The organism is Gemelliphila sp. 1F1 (assembly GCF_056897515.1).
The window spans coordinates 58,366-77,992 of record NZ_JBXHBE010000006.1; the positions used below are offsets into that span (position 1 = coordinate 58,366).

The window sequence follows — 19,627 nt, forward strand, 5'->3', positions numbered from 1 at the left end:
TTAGATTACCAACGGTAGTGAGCAAATGCTTTATTTGCCTCAGCCATTTTGTGTGTATCTTCACGTTTTTTAACAGCTGATCCTGAATTGTTAGCTGCATCTAAAATTTCATTAGCTAAACGTTGTTCCATAGTTTTCTCTCCTCTTAAACGAGCATAGTTAACTAACCAACGCAATCCTAATGTAATTCTTCTTTCTGCACGAACTTCTACTGGTACTTGGTAGTTAGAACCACCAACACGACGAGCACGTACTTCAAGAACTGGCATAATGTTATTTAATGCTTCATCAAACACTTCAATAGCATCACGACCTGACTTTTCTTTTACTATATCAAACGCAGAATATAAAATTCTTTGTGCAGTACCGCGTTTTCCATCTATCATTATTTTGTTAATCAATTTTGTAACTAATTTTGAGTTATAAATTGGATCTGGCAAAACATCACGTTTCGCAACTGGACCTTTACGTGGCATTATGTTGCCTCCTTTCGTATATTTTATCAAATTAATTTTCTGTTATTATTTTTTCTCTTTTGGTTTTTTAGCTCCGTATAGAGAACGACCTTGCATACGGTTGTTAACTCCAGCAGTATCTAACGCACCACGAATAATATGATAACGTACCCCTGGTAAGTCTTTAACACGTCCTCCACGAATAAGTACAACACTGTGTTCTTGTAAGTTGTGTCCGATACCTGGGATATATGCTGTAACTTCTATTTGATTTGATAAACGTACACGGGCATATTTACGTAAAGCTGAGTTAGGTTTTTTAGGTGTCATTGTCCCAACACGAGTACAAACTCCTCTTTTTTGTGGAGAAGAAATATTAGTTTCTTTCTTTTTTTGAGAGTTATAACCTTTGTTAAGTGCTGGTGAATCTGATTTCACTAATTTTGATTTACGAGGTTTACGAACTAATTGATTAATAGTAGGCATTCCTAGAATTCCTCCTTTCTTTATCTTTATTAACTATAAATTTCTTTTTTATTATCCCACAAATCCGGGTGGGTCATTTTTAAATAAAAAATTAAAAGCAAAAATGCTTAATTTAGAGAGCATAGAAATACTCACAAGGAATATAATATCATTTTACAAATACTTTGTCAATACTTTTATTTAAAAATTTTATCTATAATCCCCTATACAACTGTAACACTTATCCAGGTGAATCATTTTTTATCTTAGATAGCTTAAATTTATAAAAGGACAAAATAAAAACTCATCGCCTGATAAACGATGAGTTTTTTAAAAAATTATTTAGTTTCTCTGTGAAGAGTTACTTTTTTTAATCTTGGACAGTATTTTTTTAACTCAATACGGTCTGGATTATTTCTTTTGTTCTTTTTAGTAATGTAGTTTCTATCACCACATTCTGTACAAGCTAATGTTACATTTACGCGCATTAATATAACCTCCTATTTAATATCTTACAACTTTTTCATACAACGATAGATATTATACCACTTTTTATTTCAAAAATCTAGTATTTTTTTCATTTTTATTCATTCAGTTGCTTTTTCTTATTTTTTAATTCTTTTATTTTATCTAATCGTTTTTCTTTTCTTTCTTTTTTCTCTTGTCGAGAACTACTCTTAATAGGCCCTCTAGCAACATGTTCTTTACTATCATTAGTTATTAGAACTTTTTCTTCTTCTTTAATTTCTACTTCTGTTTGTTGCTCTATTTTAATCTTCAATATTCCTTCTGTTACACTATCTTCTATTTCATCAATCATATTTTCGAACATTATATGACCTTCATTCTTATATTCACGAAGTGGATCAATTTGTCCATAAGAACGTAAGAATATTCCTTTTCTTAACTGATCCATTTGATCAATATGATCTGTCCAATGCTTATCAATAGAATTTAATAGAATGTATTTCTCGAAATTATTCATAGTTTCATCGGTTAGTTGTTCACGTTTCTTTTCTAATTCTTCTTTAGCATTTTTAATAGCTAACTCTATTATCTCTTCTGCATCAGCATTATCAGAATAATTTCCTACCAATATTTGATTATTTGTCAAATATTTTTCATTTAAAGTTTTTACTACATCTCTAACATCTACTTCATCATCGTTATAAATATTATTGAATGAATATTCTACTGTTTTTGTAATTGCACTATTTATCATATCACCTACAATATCAGATACATATTCACTTTCTAAAACTTCATTTCGTTCTCCATACATAATTTCTCTTTGTTTTCTAAGAACATCATCATATTGTAAAACTTGTTTCCTAGAATCAAAGTTGTTACCCTCAACACGTTTTTGAGCACTTTCTACGGAACGACTTACCATTTTGCTTTCGAACGGAGTGTCATCATTAGCATCCATCAAACGTTTTAGTCTATCTGCTCCAAATCTTACCATAAGTTCATCTTCTAAAGATAGATAAAATCTAGAATACCCAGGATCTCCCTGACGTCCTGAACGTCCTCGAAGCTGATTATCAATACGTCTTGATTCGTGTCTTTCTGTACCAATAACGGCTAATCCTCCTAGTTCTCTAACACCTTCTCCTAATTTAATATCTGTTCCACGCCCTGCCATATTGGTAGCTATCGTTACAGATCCTAATTGTCCAGCTTGTTTTATAATTTCGGCTTCGCTTTCATTTTGTTTAGCATTAAGAACTTTATGTGGTACTCCTGCTCTATACAATAATTTTGAAATTAATTCACTTGTTTCTATGGCAACTGTACCTAAAAGAACGGGTTGCCCTTTAAGATATCTTTCTCTAACTTCTTCTACCATAGCACGATATTTTGATTCCATACTTCCGTATATTAAGTCGGGAGCATCTTCACGTACTATCGGTTTATTTGTAGGTATGGTAGTTACGTACATATTGTAAATATTTCTAAATTCTTCCTCTTCTGTTTTAGCAGTACCAGTCATACCACTAAGTTTTTTGTACATTCTAAAGTAATTTTGGAATGTTATAGTTGCCATAGTTTTGCTCTCACGCTGAACTACAACTCCTTCTTTAGCCTCTATAGCTTGATGTAATCCTTCAGAAAATCTACGTCCCGGCATTGTACGTCCTGTGAACTGATCAACTATTAATATTTCTCCATCTTCAACAACATAATCAACATCTAATTTCATTGTATAATTAGCTTTTAATGCTTGATTAATGTGATGTGTTAAATCAACATTTTTTAGATCATATAGATTATTTAGACCAAAATAACTTTCAGCTTTATCTATACCATGTTCTGATAATTGAATATTTTTCGTTTTTACATCTAAAGTATAATCTCCATCACTTCCATCTTCTTTCTCCGCACGGTGTAAAGTTTTTACAAAAGCGTTGGCTACTTGATATAAAGGTGTAGATTCTTGTCCTTCACCAGAAATAATAAGTGGTGTTCTCGCCTCATCAATAAGTACAGAATCAACCTCATCTATTACTGCATAACTTAATGGCCTCTGAACTCTTGCTTCTACTGTACGAACCATATTATCACGTAAATAGTCAAAACCTAATTCATTATTAGTAGAATATGTTATATCACATTTATAAGCTTCTCTTTTTTCTTCAGGAGAAAGGGAATTTAAGTTTAATCCTACTGTTAATCCCATATACTCATAGAATACACCCATTTCTTCTTTATCACGTTTAGATAAATATTCATTTACTGTAATAACATGAACACCTTCTCCGTATAGTGCATTCAAATAAACTGGCATAGTTGCAGTCAAAGTCTTACCTTCACCTGTACGCATCTCTGCAATGTCTCCTCTATGAAGAGCTAGTCCACCCATAATTTGAACTTTGTAAGGTTTCATACCTAGTGATCTATTCGCACCTTCTCTAGCTGCAGCCATAGCATCAACTAAAATATCATCCAGAATATCATCTTTAGATCTACCTTTTTCTCTTTGTTCCGCAATATAATTTCTAAATTCTATTGTTTTATTTTTTAATTGCTCTTCTGTTAATAGAGCATATTCTTCTTCTTTTGCAATAATTTTATCAGCTATTTTTGATAAACTTTTTAACTCTCGTCTATTTGCATCAAAAACTTTACTAAATAAACCCATATTAGTTTTCCTCTCATTTAATTACCTAATATATATTTTGTCATAATATTTCAATTATATCATCAAAGTATATATTTATCAAATTCAAAATTTTATTACTAAAAGAGTTTAGAGAAATTCCCCAAACTCTTTTATTTTAATATTTAAATCTTATTACTTCAATTTTGTAACCATCAGGATCAGTTATAAAATAATAACCTGGTTTTGTTCCTGGTAATCCTTTTAAGTCTGTGACGTTGTAACCTAACTCTACATGTTTTTTATGTAAAGCTTCAAGGTCTTCTACAGCTATTGCAATATGACCATAACCATTTCCTAATTCATATTCTCCGTGATCATAATTATAAGTTAATTCTAACTCATAACTATCGTTAGGTAATGTTAAATAAACCAACGTAAATTTATACTCTGGAAAATCTCTCTTTCTACTAACCGTAAAGTCAAAAGCTTCTGTATAAAACCTAATAGATTCTTCTAAATTCTTAACTCTATAACAAGTATGTACCATTTGTTGTTTCATCTTATTATCTCCTTTTACAAAATAGTCCATCCGATAGCCACAGAACCCAATCCTAAGTGAGTAGCTATTACTGGACCAATAACTCCGGTAGTTACTTTTATATCACTATAATTAGCTTCAAAATATTCTTTTAATTCTGCAGCTCTATCATCAGCCTCTACATGAATTACACAAACATTAATATTTTTACCTTTATTTTCAGCATAAAATTCATCAAACAATTCCAAAATTCTTGCAACAGCTTTTTTATAAGTACGTATTTTTTGATATGGAACTATTATTTTGTCCTCAAAATGCAATATAGGCTTAACTTGTAGTAAATTACCTATTAAGGCTTGTGCTCCATTTAATCTTCCACCACGATGTAAATGCGTCAAATCATCAACAACAAAATATGCTTTAGAATACTTCTTCATATCATTTAAAGCATCTATAATTTCATTTGATGATTTTCCTTGTTTTATTAATTCTAATGCTTTAATGACATAAAACGTTTCTGCTTGACACGACACTTCTGAATCAAACGAATGAACTACAATATCTGGAACCATCAACGATGCTACAGAATAAGAAGAGAATGTTCCACTTATTCCACTAGATAAAGCAATAGCAATCACATCAGTATAACCTTCTTCTTTTAGTTTTTCTAAAGTAGCAACTACTTCTCCAATTGAAGGTTGTGATGTAGTTGGAAATGTATTGTTATCGTCTGTTAAATACTCTTTGTATTCATCTAAAGTAATATCTATTAATTCTTTTCTAGTCGAATTATTTATAGTAGCACTTAAATATACAATTTTCAAATTTTTATTTTCTTTTAATTCATCGCTCATATACGAGGTAGAATCAACTAATACTGCTATTTTCTCCACTAAATCAACCTACTATTAAATAATTAATAGCTTTTCCTTTCTAAGTTTAATTAAACTTCTCAACATGATATAGTTCTAACTCAACTTTAGTTTCTCTTCCCATAAGTTCTATCATAACATCAACCTTATAGTTAGTTAAATCTATATCTGCTACTTTTCCTTCCATACCTACGAATGGTCCAGAAATAACATTAACATAGTCTCCTACACTTATATCTACTTCTGTAACACTTGCTAATCCCATTTCTTTTAAAATAAAGTTAATTTCTTCTGGTAACAATGGGCTAGGTTTACTTCCAGATCCGTGAGATCCTACAAATCCTGTAACTCCTGGTGTATTTCTAACAATAAACCAAGAATCATCAGTCATTACTAACTCTACTAATACATAACCTGGGAAAGTTTTTCTAGTAACTTCTTTTTTCTTACCTGTAGGTGTTACTACAATCTCTTTTTCCTCAGGAACAACTATTCTAAATATTTTATCTTCCATATTTAGAGTTTCTACACGCTTTTCTAAATTATCTTTTACTTTGTTTTCATAACCAGAATAAGTATGTATAACATACCATTCTTTATTTACTGTATTTTCCATTAATTTCTATCACCTTACTAGCTATTTTCTTAATATATCTTAATATATCTTAACAATGCTGTTATACCTAAATCAACTACATAAGTAAATGCCATCAAAACACCTACAGCGAAAATAACTATAGCTGTTTTTTTTAGTAATTCTGGACCTGTGGGCCAGCTTACTTTTCTCATTTCAGATACAACACCCTTTAAAAATTTAAACATTAAAGAATTACTCCTCCATAAATATATTTTTATTCAAATATACTAAATTATACACTATTACTGCTTAAATATCAAGGTATTAATTATATATATTAACAGCCAAAAATTTATTTTCAATATAAATAAGCCTTATTATAGCTGATTTACTCTAAATTACAAAAAGTCGATACACTTATTGTATCGACTTTTTCATTAAGCAATCTGCAAATTATACAGTCTATATATTAATATACTAAAAAATAAAATCAAAATAATTATTATAGTATAAAATTTATAATTTTTCATAATCTTATTTTATATCACACCTGATAATTTTTTCTCAAGAATATTTCTAACATGTTCACAAATACGAGTAAAATGTGTAATTAAATCTATATACACTACTCCAGCAGAAATCCCACAAGAACCTTCTCTCATTCTACTTGTATGACCTTTTCTCGCAGATTTTTCTAAAGAATACATTTTATTACAAATAGCTAATGCTTCACCTGCAATCACATTGTCATTTTCTTCTAAACTTTTGATTGTTAATTCAATCATCTTGACAGATTGCTTATGCATTTCTTTAACTTCATCAACTGCGTCATCAGAAAATTTAATATTTTTATTAATCTGATTTTGTACAGATGTTATTATATCTCTTGAATGATCTCCTATACGTTCAATATCTCTTGTACCATCTAATAAACCTGAGGCTTCTATACCTTCTTTTTCACTTAATTTTTCTCTAAACAATAAAGATAAATAATTTGTCATCTCTTCATCTATTGAATTTATCGCTTCTTCTATTGTAACGCCTTTATTATACAATTTTTCTTCTTTTGTTAAGAAATACTTAACAGCATTGTTAACACTCTTTTGTGATAATTCTAGCATACTTATAAACTCTTTTTTTACTTGTCCTAGTGCTACTGCCGGAGCACTAGTTATTAATGAAGTTTCCAAGTGTTGAGATCTGTACTTAATAACCTCATCTTCACCAGGAATAATTTTAGTAACAATCGCCGCTAATAACCAAATGAATGGAAATTGTAATAATGTATTCAATACATTAAAAGTACCGTGAGCAAATGCTATAGTCATCTTAGGATCTAGTCCTAAAGATGTTTCTATATATTGAATAAACATAGTATATGGATATAATGCTATAAGACATATAATAGTACCAATAACATTGAATAATACGTGTGAGGCTGCTACACGTCTAGCTGCTATTGTCGATCCTAAAACCGCCAAAACTGCTGTAATAGTTGTTCCTATATTATCCCCAAATAAAACAGGTAACGCTGCTGATAATTCCACAGCACCATCTGCATACAAATTTTGCAAAATAGCAATAGTTGCCGCAGATGATTGAATTAACATCGTTAATACTGTACCCACAGTAACACCTATTATTGGGCTATCAGCTAAATGTCCTAAAGCTGCCATAAACCAATCCATATCTTTCATCGGCCCCATTGCAGAAGACATAAGTTTTAATGAATAAAAAATACCTCCTACACCGAACAAAACTCTACCTATATTGTTAATATTTTTTCTTTTAGTAAAAAATAAACACGCTGCTCCTATAAACAATACCGGTAAAGCATAAGCAGATAAATTAAATCCTATAATAAATGACGTTACAGTTGTCCCTATATTTGCACCCATAACTATACCTATAGCTTGTTTTAAACTTAGTAATCCTGCCGCTACTAAACTTACAGTTATAACTGTAGATCCTGAACTAGATTGTATAAGCACCGTAACAAAAATACCTACTAAAACAGCTCTAAGTGGTGTTGATGTATATTTATCAAGCACACTTCTCATCTTATCCCCTGCTATTAATTGAAGACCATCTCCCATATATTTAATACTAAATAGAAAAAGACCTAGTCCTCCAAAAAAAGTAAATAAAATATTTTGCCATATCTCTGACATGACTTTTTCCTCCTAAAATATGTATAGGCATTTGCAGAATTACCACAAATACCCTTAAATTATAACAAATATAAATTATAAATACAACTATATTATAAACAATTAATATCTATAATATTCAAAATTTGAGAACTTATTTTTAAATTTTTATAAAGTTTCATTTATAATTTATTTCTTATTTTTTACACAAAAAATATAATTAGTATCTTTTTCTATATTTACTTTTTGCCAAGTATGTATATTTTTTTATAAAATCTGTTTTTGCTTCGGTATATCCACTTCTATCATACTCAAATTCTTTCCAAAGAGATAACTTTAATTTTTCATATTCTTTTGCTACATCGCTATGTTCATTCAAATAATCTCTGAAAAATAGTTCATCATTATCACCAACAATTCTAATATGAAGATGAAATACTTTATCGGCAAAACCTTGTTCTGTGTATCCTTTATTAAGAATAATTTGTTTCCCATCTTTGTTCATAAATATCCACCCATCATTTACAAGCGAATTTTTAACAATTTCTAAATATGATTCATCATTTACTTCTACTAATATATCTACAATATTTTTAGCACATATTTCTAAAATAGCTGTACTTCCAATATGAGATATTCTTTTTATAATTTCATTAGAAAACAATGATAAAATCTTTTTTCTTTCTTCATTGTACCATTTAGCCCACTCTTTGTTATGTTCAACCAAAAATATAGGGAATAGTTGCTTACTTTCTTTTAGATTAATTTCATTTAATTTTTTATTCATACTCAATAATCTCCTCTCAACAAATTTAATTTATCTATCCAATCAATATTATTATTTTTATTCTATATAATAATTTTATTCTTTACAAATATTTTTAATATTCTATTAAAAAACATCGTACACACCTTATTAGAATAGGGATAAAACATATATTTCGGAACACTTTTTATTATTTTTAGCCGTAAAACCAAGAAAAAACACCCCTTAAACATTTGTTTAAAGGGTGTTAAACTATTAACGTGAGTAGTACTCAACTATTAATTGTTCATTTATTTCTTGGTTTAATTCGCTTCTTTCTGGAACTCTTACTAATGATCCTTCTAATTTATCAGCATCGAAAGTTAGGTACTCAGGCACAAAGTTAGTTATTTCAACTGCTTCTTTAATAATTTCTAAGTTACGAGATTTTTCTCTAACTGAAATTACTTGTCCTGGTTTTACTTGATATGAAGCTATATCAACTTTCTTACCATCAACCAATAAATGTCCGTGATTTACTAGTTGACGAGCTTGACGATTAGTTCTAGCTAATCCTAGACTGTAAACTACTGAATCCAAACGAGTAGCCAATAAAGCCATAAAGTTTGTACCATGTAATCCTTGTAATTTACCAGCTTTATCAAATAATTTACGGAATTGTTTTTCGTTCATACCGTGTAAGTAACGAAGTTTTTGTTTTTCTTGTAATTGTAATCCGTATTCAGATAATTTTTTTCTTTGATTTGGACCGTGTTGTCCTGGTGCGTAAGGACGTCTTGCTAACTCCTTACCTGTTCCGCTTAAAGATATTCCTAAGCGACGTGATTTTTTCCAAGTTGAACCTGTAAAACGAGCCATTGTATGCTCCTCCTTATTTTCTTTTTGTTTTGTTGGTAAAACAAAAAGCACAAATATTCATTGTTGTATATGTTATAAAAACTGGAACTTCGTCTAGCAGCATAGACTACGAGTTGCCACATTAAAAAATGTATAACATAGAGGCAATAATAAATATTTCACTGCTATTATATTTTACACTGTTTTATATCTTATCATTATTTTTAAATTAAGTCAATAATTTTCTTTAAAATCCTTGTTTCCTTAAAATATTTTTTGTTTTATCGCTACTTTTTTCGTATACATCTGCAAATTTCTGACTCCAAATTTTAGTTTCTCTAGCTTCAGCAAAAATTTCCAAAGTTTCATTATACTCTTCTATATGTTTAAGAGTTGCTATTGGATAGGCATTATAACCTACATTTACCTCATTTTTAAACCTCGGTTTCACTCTTTCAGTAGTTAATTTTTCATCTAGCTTACCGATACTAAGTCCGCATATCGGAAAACTATATTTAGGAATATTTAACATTTCTATTATTTCCTCGGCTATAACACGCACTCCTCCACAAAAAACAGTACCATAACCCAAAGATTCTGCAGCTATTGCTGCATTCTGCATAGCGAGTGAAACATCAGTAGTAGCATTAATTAATATATCAATATTATCTACAATATCAAAATTTTTATTGTGCTTTTGGCTTGCTAAACTTTGTCTAGTTATGTCTATACAAAATATAAGAAAAACAGAACTAGTTTTTATATGAGGATTTCTCGGAGTAAGTTCAAATAATCTATCTTTTATAATTTGATCATCGACAACTATTATATTATAATGTTGACCATTCATCCAACTAGGTGCTTGCTTAGCACAAGTCAAAATACTTTCTAAATCTTGTTTAGGTAATTTATGTCCCTGAACAAAATTACGATTAGATTTATGTTCTTGCAAAGCTTTTATTATTTCATTCATTTTCTAATACTCCTATAAAATAAATTATTCATTCTTAATTACTATCTTTCAATATTAAAACCTATAACTTTTACTTTATTAACATACTTTAATTTTTCAATTTTCAATTTCAAAGTTTCTATAGTAGTAATTTTTAGATCAATATTTAAAGAAAATATAATTGTTGCTCTATTGTTTATTGGTACTGTTTGGTGAATAGTTATTACACTACACTTTTCTCCATTAACAATAGATAATATTTCACCTAAAATACCAGGAATATCATCAACATTTATTGACATAGATAAAATTGATTCCTTTTTAAAATCTTCGATGGGAAATATAGTATCTTTGTACTTATAAAACGCACTCCTGCTCAAATCATAGTTCTTAACAGCTTCTAATATAGATAAATCAGGATTTTCTTCCAAAGCTTTCTTTATTTTTAACGTTTTTTGAATAGCCTCTGAAAGAACATCTTCTCTAATAATATAATATTTTTTGTCATCAAATTTCATAATTATTTACTCCACAAATTCAAATTCGCCTTTTAATATCTTTACTGTGTCCCCGTTAGAACACCCTCTAGCTCTCAATGCTTCATCAACACCCATAGAACGCATTTGTTGTGCAAATCTTCTAACAGACGCATCTCTGTTGAAATCTGTCATCAAAAAGGCTCTTTCTATACCGGCTCCACTAACTACGTATGCACCAGTATCATCTCTTGTAATAGTAAATGTTTCATCTTTAGGTTTATGCTTATAAAGCACTCTATTTTCCATATTTTCTTCTTCTGTATCTAATTCATAAAGAAGATTAGGATCAGTATTTTCTAGTATATCACTTATCTTATAAAGCAAATTGTCAATATTTTCTCTAGTAAAGGCAGATATCTCTACTATTTCTATATTTTCATTATTTTCTGTCAAATCTTTTTTGAATTTTTCTAAATTTTCTTTAGATTCTGGCATATCCATTTTGTTAGCAACAACAACTTGTGGTCTTTCCAAAAGTCTCATATTGTATTTTTCTAACTCGTTATTAATTATCTTATAATCTTCGTAAGGATCTCTACCATCCGTCGCAGACATATCAATTATATGAACTATAACTTTCGTTCTTTCTATATGACGTAAAAATTGATGACCTAATCCTACACCTTGACTAGCTCCTTCTATTAAACCTGGTAAATCTGCCATAACAAAACTTTTATGATCTTTTGTTTCTACAACCCCTAAATTTGGAACCAATGTTGTAAAATGATATTCAGCTATTTTAGGCTTCGCTTTAGACGTTATCGATAATAATGTTGACTTTCCTACTGACGGAAATCCTACTAGTCCAACATCTGCCATTAATTTCAACTCTAATGTTAAGTTTCTTTCTTCTCCTGGTTCGCCATTTTCGGCAATTTCTGGAGCTGGATTAGATGGTGTTGCAAAGCGACAATTTCCTCGTCCTCCACGACCTCCTTTAGCAATAACAACTTCTTGATTATGCTGAGTCAAATCACCTAAAATTTCTCCTGTATCAGTATCTTTAATTACAGTACCCGGCGGAACTATTAAGTATAAATCTTTAGATTTTCGACCGTGCATTCCTTTACTCATACCATTTTCACCATTAGGCGCTACAAATTTCTTTTGATAACGATAATCCATAAAAGTACGTAATCCTTCATCTACTTTGAAAATAACATTAGCACCACGACCTCCGTCTCCTCCAGCTGGTCCACCCTTAGGAACGTACTTTTCACGACGAAATGCTACCAATCCATTTCCACCGTCTCCTGAACGGACATAAATTTTTACCTCATCTATAAACATTACATTTCTCCTATAAATTTATTTAACAATTAATATATTTTTAAAAACCAAGCACTAATATTATAACATAATATACACAGTAAAAAAAATAAACGGCATAATGGCTAAGCACTATACCGTCAATTTTACTCCACAGGCAGGACTCGAACCTGCGACCCTCTGATTAACAGTCAGATGCTACTACCAACTGAGCTACTGTGGATCAATGGAGGAGGAAAGGGGATTCGAACCCCTGCGAGCTTTTACACTCCTGTCGGTTTTCAAGACCGATCCCTTCAGCCGGACTTGGGTATTCCTCCTTAACAAAAATGGAGCGGGTGATGAGAATCGAACTCACAACATCAGTTTGGAAGACTGAGGTTTTACCACTAAACTACACCCGCTTAAATATTCAATTAACTTATTGTTTACAAAATAAATTATATTAAAAATAAAATTATATGTCAATACTTTTCTAAAAAAAATTCTCAACCTAATTAATAAAATTGTTATTCTGTTTACAATTACTATGTTACTATAAAAATATTAGAGTTACATACTTTCTTTTAGTACATAACTCTAATGTCTATAAATTTATTCAACTTCTTTAATAGTTAAAAAATCAGTTGGCACGAAATTATTCTTTCTAGAATCTCCACCTAATGTAACTAGTATATAATCACCTTGACTAGCCATATTATTTTGTTTAGAAAATTGTGGAGCTTTTTCTATCATCTCTTCCATCGTTAGTTTATTAGATTCTATATATGTATGTATTCCCCACGTCAACGATAATTTTCTTGCTATGTTACTATTTGGCACAACTGCTAAAATAGCTGCTTTAGGTCTATATTTAGCTATAAATTTAGCTGTTTGTCCTGATTTAGTATAAGTAACAATATTTTTAGCTTGAGTTTGCTCTATCAAATATCTTGATGACATACTCATAGCATGAGCTATACTCATTTCATTATTTTTCAATATACGTTTTTCTACATCTGTATCAAAATTTTGGTCTATGTAGCATACTATTCTATTTAATGTTTCTAGTACTTCTTCTACATAATATCCTGTTGCTGTTTCTTCTACAAGCAGTATAGCATCTACTCCGTCAATAGTTGCATTTGCTACATCGGATACTTCTGCACGTGTAGGTCTAGGATTATAGACCATAGATTGCAACATTTGTGTCGTTATTATTACTTGTTTGCCCGATACATTAGCTTTTTGAACTATCTCTTTTTGAATTATCGGCAAATCTTGCAAATCAAAATCCATTCCTAATTCATCACGATTAATCATTATAGCATCTGCACATTTCAAAATATCATCAATATTACAATAAGCCTCTTTTGAATCTATCTTTACTATAATCCCAGTGTTACTTTGTTTATCATTAATAAGTTGCTTAACCTTATGTATCTCATCCATATTACTAACAAAAGGACAAGCAACAAAATCAACATCTAATGATAATGAATATTCTAATTTTTCAAAATCTATTTTTATAAGTTTATATTTACTTTGAGAATAAATATGATCTAAGTCATATATTACTGCTATATTAGTATTATATTTTTCATTTAACTCTTTAATAACATCTATCCTTGATGAATTTTCTTCATTATTTCCATAATAATCATCAATTAATACTGCATCTACAAATTGTTCCTTAATAATACTTTCTATTTTGGAATCTGTACTTTGACCTAATGTTGCTATAATTTTGACTTTTCTTTGCTTCATAAATAAACCTCCCGATTTGTATGCATTTTCATTTTATCATATTATATAAAATTTTTCTAGACATTTTAACTATTAAAAAATAAAAATAGATTAATAAAATCACAACTAAAAGCAAAAACATTCTTTACTAGTTGCAATTTTATAATCTATTAACTAAATCAATATTTTCTTTTCTTTAGATTCTACAAAATTAACATAATCCCCTAGCAAACTCTCCATCTCAGAGTAAGTGTTTAGCTCATTTAATTTAGCTTTTACTTTTGCTCCGCCTTTTATACCTTTCATATAATAAGCTGCATGTTTTCTCATTTCATGAACTGCTACTTTTTCTGGCTTGATTTCCATAAGTCTTCTAAGATGTAATAAACAAACATCAATCTTTTCTCTAGGAGTAGGTTCTTCCATCAATTCTCCAGTTTCTAAATATCGAACTGTTCTATAAAGCATCCAAGGATTTCCTAAAGCTGCCCTTCCTATCATTACAGCATCGCATCCTGTCTCTTCTAATCTTCTCTTTGCAATCTCTGGAGTGGTAATATCTCCATTACCTATTACAGGTATTTTTAAATTTTCTTTAGCCAATTTAACATAGTCCCAATTAGCTTCTCCACTATACATCTGTACTTTTGTTCTTCCATGTATCGCTATCGCTGAAGCACCTGCTTTCTCACAATTAAGTGCATTCTCAAGAAGATAAATGTGATCATCATCCCAACCAATTCTCATCTTTACAGTTACGGGCTTAGATACCGCATCTACAACTCGTGATACAACATCATAAATTTTATTAGAGTCTAACAATAATTTACTGCCTGAATCACTTTTAGTAATTTTTGGAACAGGGCAGCCCATATTTATATCAATAATATCCGCTTCCGTATTTTTATCAACATATTTTGCTGCCTCTACCAAAGTTTCTGCTTCTCCTCCAAATATTTGCAAACTCAGAGGTCTTTCTCTAGGATCAATATAAAGCATATTCATAGTTTTTTGATTATTGAACAAGATCGCCTTATCACTAACCATTTCTGCACAAACAAGACCTGCACCAAATTCTTTAGCAGTAAGCCTAAACGCAGCATTACACACTCCTGCCATAGGAGCTAGTACCACTTTATTTGGAATTTCTATTTCTCTAATCTTAAACATCTTATATCCTTTCTTTACAATACATTCTTATAAACTTCTATACTTTCAGAAATGTCAGATAGCCATTCACTTAATTTTTTATTTTCATAAACTATATCACCACATACATCTATCAACGGATAAAGTACAAAATTTCTTTGTGTTATATAGGGGTGTGGAATTGTTAGCCTATTGTTATTAAAATTAAGATTTCTAAAATACAAAATATCTATATCAATAGTACGATCTCCCCAATGTTCTAATCTAATACGTCCAAGCTTCATTTCAATATCTTGAGTTATATCCAACAAACTTAGTGTATCACCATCAAATTCTATACTAACACAAATATTCAAAAAATAATTTTTTGCTACTCCTCCCCAAGCAAGTGTTTTATAAACTTTACTTACTTTCTTAACAGTTATACTGTTATTTTCGGATAACATACTTATAGCATTTTTTAGATGCTCTTCGCGTGGTTCAATACTGCTTCCTATCCCCAAAATTATCATAGTTTAAACGCCTCATAAAATTCATCTCTACTAAATACAACTTCTGTTCCGCAAGCTACAAAATTTCTCTTTACAGGTGCGTTAGGTTTATTAATTCTTAGTTTTATCTTGTTGATGCTAGAATATTGTGCAAAAATATTTCTTAGAATTTCAAATGATAATTTTTCAAGCAAATTATATTGGTTACTAGTAGCAACCTCGTATACTATTTCTGCAATATCTCCATAACTAACACTACTATCCAAATTATCCGTCAACATAGCTTCTATATAATTTAGCTCACAACTAATATCAAAAATAAATTTCTGTCCTAATTTATTTTCCTCGCTAAATACTCCATGATAAGCGTATAGCTCTAGCCCATTAACATATATAACATTCTTCATTCAAATATTCCCTCAACTATCAAATTATTTTATTATTCTATCACAAATACAAAAAAAAATACAACGACATAGCATTGTATTTTATATATAGAATTTTAATAAAATGTATTATTTAATGTAATTAATGACCTATCGTAAAAACATCGTCATCTGCTTCTTCTTTTTTATTACTTTTACTCAAAAAATTAACCTTATTAGCTATAACTGATAATTGATAGTGATTAACTCCTTTTTTATCAGTATACACATTATTTGTCAAAGTACCTATAACATTTATCATACTACCTTTATCACAATATTTTGCGGTATTTTGAGCCGTCTTACCAAATGCAGTAAATTCAATAAATTCTACTTCGTAATTTCCATCTTTATTTTTATAATGCGATTGTACAGCTATACTTGCTTTTAGATAATTTAGTCCCCCTTCACTCTCACGTAATTCTGGCTTTTTCACTAATCTTCCTATTAACATAACTTGATTCAACATAAATAATCCTCCCTTTTATTCAGTTATTATCTTAATTATATCGTTATCACAAACAATAAACAAAATACGAAAAAAATATTTTCAACACAAAAAAGGTATGAAAATAAATTTTTCACACCTTATTTATCTATTCTAAAATTAATTAACTGTCTTAATCATATTTTCAATAAATTTAACTAAACAAAATAACTAATAAAGTAATTATTGCTAAGCCACCTTGTTTTAGTAATATTTTTTTGTCAACAGTAATTGCACCATAAAGTGCAACCATTATTATATACGCCAAAAATGTTAATACTAATTCTTTAGGATTTGTTGAAATATAAGCACCATAAAGAAGACCAACACCTATCAATCCATTATAAACACCTTGATTTTTGAACAGCAAACTAGTTGATTCTCTTCTTAATTCTTCTTGCGACATATTAAAAACTTTAGATGTTGCTTTTGAAGATGTCGAAAAAGTTTCTAAATACATTATGTAGAAAAATTCTAATGCTACTAATGTCGTTAATATAGTCGATAATAAATTCATTTCTTTCTCCTTAATAGCTAAATAAACTTAGTAATTTCTTCTGCCGGAATTCTATACGTAACTCTAGATTCTTTAGCAGGTTTTCCAATAGCAATTATAATAACTGGAACATAACGTTCTTTATCTAAGCCTAAAGATTCAGCAATATTTTCGTAATCAAACCCGCCTATTGCATTCGTTTCATAACCATAAGCTCTAGCTACAAGCATAAGTTGCATAGCAAATAAACTTGAATCAATTTTTATTACTTCTCTCATATTTTCTTTAGAAAAACTATCATACATTCTTATGAAAGATGGCAATATTTGATCTTTTACTTCTTTAGGCATATATCCATTTTCTACAGCTTTATTATAAATAATATCAGCATAGACTTGTGGTTTCATATCAGCAAATATTACTACCATAGCAGAAGAAGTATCATTTTGTCTACTGTTAAAGCTAACTAATTGACGTAACTTATTTTTCCCTTCTTCACTAACCACAACAACAGGACGCCAAGGTTGAAAATTAACAGAAGAAGGTGCAGTCATAGCATCATTTAGCATACTTAACATTTCTTCCTCAGGTATTTTATATGTAGCATCAAATTCTTTAACAGATTTTCTACCAAAAACTACATCTTTAAAATCATTATTAACTATAGTCATTTTATTCTCCTATTCTATATTATTCTCAAATTTTTCTAATAACATTAATAGCTGATTTGCATCATCTTTAGTAAATTTATTTCCAAAAAATTCTTCAATTTTAGGACAATTTCTCTCATATCTTAGCATATCTTCCTTTGCTTTATCCGTTAAACTAACAAAAATTTCTCTGTTATTTTTCGGATTTCTTATACGATCTACATAACCTTTTTCTTCTAATATTTTTATATGCCTTGTAATTGCCGCTTGATCTATGTGCAAATATTCTTGCAAATCACCTTGTGCTAATTTTTCATTCTTTAATATAGCTTGTAATATCTCATATCTAGTTAAACTAACTCCGAATTTATCCTCAAAATTTTTCTTGAATTTTTGTTCAACAAGTTTTATTTTATATATTAATTTACTTATATCTTTTGTTTTCATGTTATCTCCGAATTTGATTTATCAATTATTGACTAGTCAATTATACTCCCAAAAATTTCTATTGTCAATAAATATACAAAAAAATAAATGTTATTTTCATAACATTTATTTCTCTAATACTAATTTTTCTATTGCATAACTAAAACCATCTTCATCATTAGATAACGAAATAAAGTCAGCATTTTCTTTTAACGTATTATTCGCATTCCCCATTGCAACACCACAACCTGCAAATTTTATCATACTAAGATCATTAAGACCATCGCCTATTGACAACATTTCCTTGTTTGTTATTCCTAACCTTTCACACAAGAACTCCAATGCCTTTCCTTTCGAAATATTTTTGTCATTTACTTCTATAAAGAATGGTTTGGACATTGCTACTTCATATTCATTACCTATTTCTTTAGTCAACTTATCCTTGATTTCTAATGCTTTATCTGGTTCATTTAATATTATAGCTTTTGCTGATTTTTCTACAATTTTATTTTCAATATCATCAGTTATTATCAAATCTGTTCCTAAAGCATTAGCTTCCCACAAAGCATAAGGATTATCCTTATTTGTTAAAACTTTATTATCTTGATAAGTCAAGACATTACAATTATGTTCGTACGCCTTATTTATCAAAAATTTTATGCGATCTACTTCTAACATTTTGTCATAAATAACTTCTCCTGTTAAAAGATTAGTCATCTTTGCTCCATTGTAAGATAACAAATAGTTGTCATAACTATCTAATTTTAACTCTTTTACATATTGAAACATTCCAAAATCTGGTCTTCCAGACGCCAATATAACTTTTATCCCTTTATCTATACATCTTTTTATCGTATTTCTCGTTTTTTCAGTAAGTTTTCCCTCACTATCTAGCAACGTATCATCTATATCTGTAACTACAACTTTTATCATACAATTTTCTCCTTTTTTTGTCATTAGGGGTGCAAATTTTAATCCTCCTTATTAACTTTTCTATTATATCAAAAACTATTATTTTCTTCCACATATTAAAGTAACCAGATCATATTTCTATGACCTTTTTGTTTTTATCTATATTAGGAATAAATACATTAAATCCAAAATCTTTACTTTTAATTATACACTGTATATTAATATCTATTGGAATTTGATTATCTTCATTATAAATTAATATTCCACAATACAATAATGAATAATCATTTTCTTTTTCTTCTACAAGTGTCAAACTACCGTGCACTTCAAAACAGGGCAAGTC

24 protein-coding genes and 3 tRNA genes are annotated in these 19,627 nt (G+C 29.5%); all 27 read right to left on the reverse strand.

Annotated features, from left to right (window positions below; genetic code table 11):
* Window positions 1–5: 5 nt before the first annotated feature.
* A complete protein-coding gene (gene rpsG / locus AC1XWJ_RS06450) occupies window positions 6–476 on the reverse strand; it encodes a 30S ribosomal protein S7 (protein WP_179942471.1) in 471 nt (156 codons plus the stop codon).
* A 45-nt stretch (window positions 477–521) separates the two neighbouring features.
* Window positions 522–941 (reverse strand): 30S ribosomal protein S12, encoded by a 420-nt coding sequence (gene rpsL / locus AC1XWJ_RS06455; protein WP_483335069.1) that lies wholly within the window; start codon window positions 939–941, stop codon window positions 522–524.
* Window positions 942–1,258: 317 nt separating this feature from the next.
* Window positions 1,259–1,408, reverse strand: coding sequence for a 50S ribosomal protein L33 (rpmG, locus tag AC1XWJ_RS06460; RefSeq protein WP_003145675.1), 150 nt, complete (start codon window positions 1,406–1,408; stop codon window positions 1,259–1,261).
* Between the two features lie 95 nt (window positions 1,409–1,503).
* On the reverse strand, window positions 1,504–4,062 hold the full coding sequence (secA, locus tag AC1XWJ_RS06465; protein WP_483335070.1) for a preprotein translocase subunit SecA: 2,559 nt from the start codon (window positions 4,060–4,062) through the stop codon (window positions 1,504–1,506).
* A gap of 136 nt (window positions 4,063–4,198) precedes the next feature.
* Window positions 4,199–4,582 (reverse strand): lactoylglutathione lyase, encoded by a 384-nt coding sequence (gene gloA, locus AC1XWJ_RS06470; RefSeq protein WP_483335071.1) that lies wholly within the window; start codon window positions 4,580–4,582, stop codon window positions 4,199–4,201.
* Window positions 4,583–4,596: 14 nt separating this feature from the next.
* On the reverse strand, window positions 4,597–5,454 hold the full coding sequence (locus tag AC1XWJ_RS06475) for a DegV family protein (protein WP_483335072.1): 858 nt from the start codon (window positions 5,452–5,454) through the stop codon (window positions 4,597–4,599).
* 46 nt (window positions 5,455–5,500) lie between these two features.
* Window positions 5,501–6,049, reverse strand: a complete 549-nt coding sequence (gene nusG, locus AC1XWJ_RS06480) for a transcription termination/antitermination protein NusG (RefSeq protein ID WP_483335073.1) — start codon at window positions 6,047–6,049, stop codon at window positions 5,501–5,503.
* Between the two features lie 29 nt (window positions 6,050–6,078).
* Complete coding sequence (gene secE, locus AC1XWJ_RS06485) at window positions 6,079–6,255, reverse strand: preprotein translocase subunit SecE (RefSeq protein WP_483335074.1); 177 nt, start codon at window positions 6,253–6,255, stop codon at window positions 6,079–6,081.
* A gap of 294 nt (window positions 6,256–6,549) precedes the next feature.
* Entirely contained in the window at window positions 6,550–8,181 is a 1,632-nt protein-coding gene (locus tag AC1XWJ_RS06490) for a Na/Pi cotransporter family protein (protein ID WP_483335075.1), read from the reverse strand.
* A 199-nt stretch (window positions 8,182–8,380) separates the two neighbouring features.
* Entirely contained in the window at window positions 8,381–8,947 is a 567-nt protein-coding gene (locus AC1XWJ_RS06495; RefSeq protein WP_483335076.1) for a GrpB family protein, read from the reverse strand.
* Window positions 8,948–9,181: 234 nt separating this feature from the next.
* Entirely contained in the window at window positions 9,182–9,784 is a 603-nt protein-coding gene (gene rpsD / locus AC1XWJ_RS06500) for a 30S ribosomal protein S4 (RefSeq protein WP_483335077.1), read from the reverse strand.
* Window positions 9,785–10,010: 226 nt separating this feature from the next.
* Window positions 10,011–10,736, reverse strand: coding sequence for a nitroreductase family protein (locus tag AC1XWJ_RS06505; RefSeq protein WP_483335078.1), 726 nt, complete (start codon window positions 10,734–10,736; stop codon window positions 10,011–10,013).
* A 41-nt stretch (window positions 10,737–10,777) separates the two neighbouring features.
* Window positions 10,778–11,233, reverse strand: coding sequence for an ACT domain-containing protein (locus AC1XWJ_RS06510; RefSeq protein WP_483335079.1), 456 nt, complete (start codon window positions 11,231–11,233; stop codon window positions 10,778–10,780).
* 6 nt (window positions 11,234–11,239) lie between these two features.
* Entirely contained in the window at window positions 11,240–12,544 is a 1,305-nt protein-coding gene (gene obgE, locus AC1XWJ_RS06515; protein ID WP_483335080.1) for a GTPase ObgE, read from the reverse strand.
* A 128-nt stretch (window positions 12,545–12,672) separates the two neighbouring features.
* Window positions 12,673–12,746, reverse strand: a tRNA-Asn gene (locus AC1XWJ_RS06520).
* 4 nt (window positions 12,747–12,750) lie between these two features.
* Window positions 12,751–12,843, reverse strand: a tRNA-Ser gene (locus AC1XWJ_RS06525).
* A 10-nt stretch (window positions 12,844–12,853) separates the two neighbouring features.
* A tRNA-Gly gene (locus AC1XWJ_RS06530) sits at window positions 12,854–12,927 on the reverse strand.
* 190 nt (window positions 12,928–13,117) lie between these two features.
* A complete protein-coding gene (locus AC1XWJ_RS06535; protein WP_483335081.1) occupies window positions 13,118–14,269 on the reverse strand; it encodes a pyruvate kinase in 1,152 nt (383 codons plus the stop codon).
* Window positions 14,270–14,422: 153 nt separating this feature from the next.
* Window positions 14,423–15,418: a tRNA dihydrouridine synthase DusB gene (gene dusB / locus AC1XWJ_RS06540; RefSeq protein WP_483335082.1), complete on the reverse strand. Its 996-nt coding sequence runs from the start codon at window positions 15,416–15,418 to the stop codon at window positions 14,423–14,425.
* A gap of 14 nt (window positions 15,419–15,432) precedes the next feature.
* Window positions 15,433–15,909, reverse strand: coding sequence for a 2-amino-4-hydroxy-6-hydroxymethyldihydropteridine diphosphokinase (gene folK, locus AC1XWJ_RS06545; protein WP_483335083.1), 477 nt, complete (start codon window positions 15,907–15,909; stop codon window positions 15,433–15,435).
* The gene (gene folB / locus AC1XWJ_RS06550) at window positions 15,906–16,295 is read right to left on the reverse strand and encodes a dihydroneopterin aldolase (protein WP_483335084.1); all 390 of its coding nucleotides are present in this window, start codon (window positions 16,293–16,295) and stop codon (window positions 15,906–15,908) included. The genes folK and folB overlap by 4 nt, the downstream gene beginning before the upstream one ends.
* Window positions 16,296–16,416: 121 nt before the next feature.
* Window positions 16,417–16,782 (reverse strand): single-stranded DNA-binding protein, encoded by a 366-nt coding sequence (locus AC1XWJ_RS06555; RefSeq protein ID WP_483335085.1) that lies wholly within the window; start codon window positions 16,780–16,782, stop codon window positions 16,417–16,419.
* A gap of 172 nt (window positions 16,783–16,954) precedes the next feature.
* A complete protein-coding gene (locus AC1XWJ_RS06560) occupies window positions 16,955–17,317 on the reverse strand; it encodes a DUF1304 domain-containing protein (RefSeq protein WP_483335086.1) in 363 nt (120 codons plus the stop codon).
* 17 nt (window positions 17,318–17,334) lie between these two features.
* Window positions 17,335–17,967, reverse strand: coding sequence for a nitroreductase family protein (locus AC1XWJ_RS06565; RefSeq protein ID WP_483335087.1), 633 nt, complete (start codon window positions 17,965–17,967; stop codon window positions 17,335–17,337).
* Between the two features lie 9 nt (window positions 17,968–17,976).
* The gene (locus AC1XWJ_RS06570; protein ID WP_483335088.1) at window positions 17,977–18,393 is read right to left on the reverse strand and encodes a MarR family winged helix-turn-helix transcriptional regulator; all 417 of its coding nucleotides are present in this window, start codon (window positions 18,391–18,393) and stop codon (window positions 17,977–17,979) included.
* 105 nt (window positions 18,394–18,498) lie between these two features.
* Window positions 18,499–19,305 carry a Cof-type HAD-IIB family hydrolase gene (locus AC1XWJ_RS06575; RefSeq protein WP_483335089.1) on the reverse strand — a complete coding sequence of 269 codons (807 nt, stop codon included), beginning with the start codon at window positions 19,303–19,305 and terminating at the stop codon, window positions 18,499–18,501.
* 109 nt (window positions 19,306–19,414) lie between these two features.
* Entirely contained in the window at window positions 19,415–19,597 is a 183-nt protein-coding gene (locus AC1XWJ_RS06580) for a hypothetical protein (protein ID WP_483335090.1), read from the reverse strand.
* Window positions 19,598–19,627: the final 30 nt, after the last annotated feature.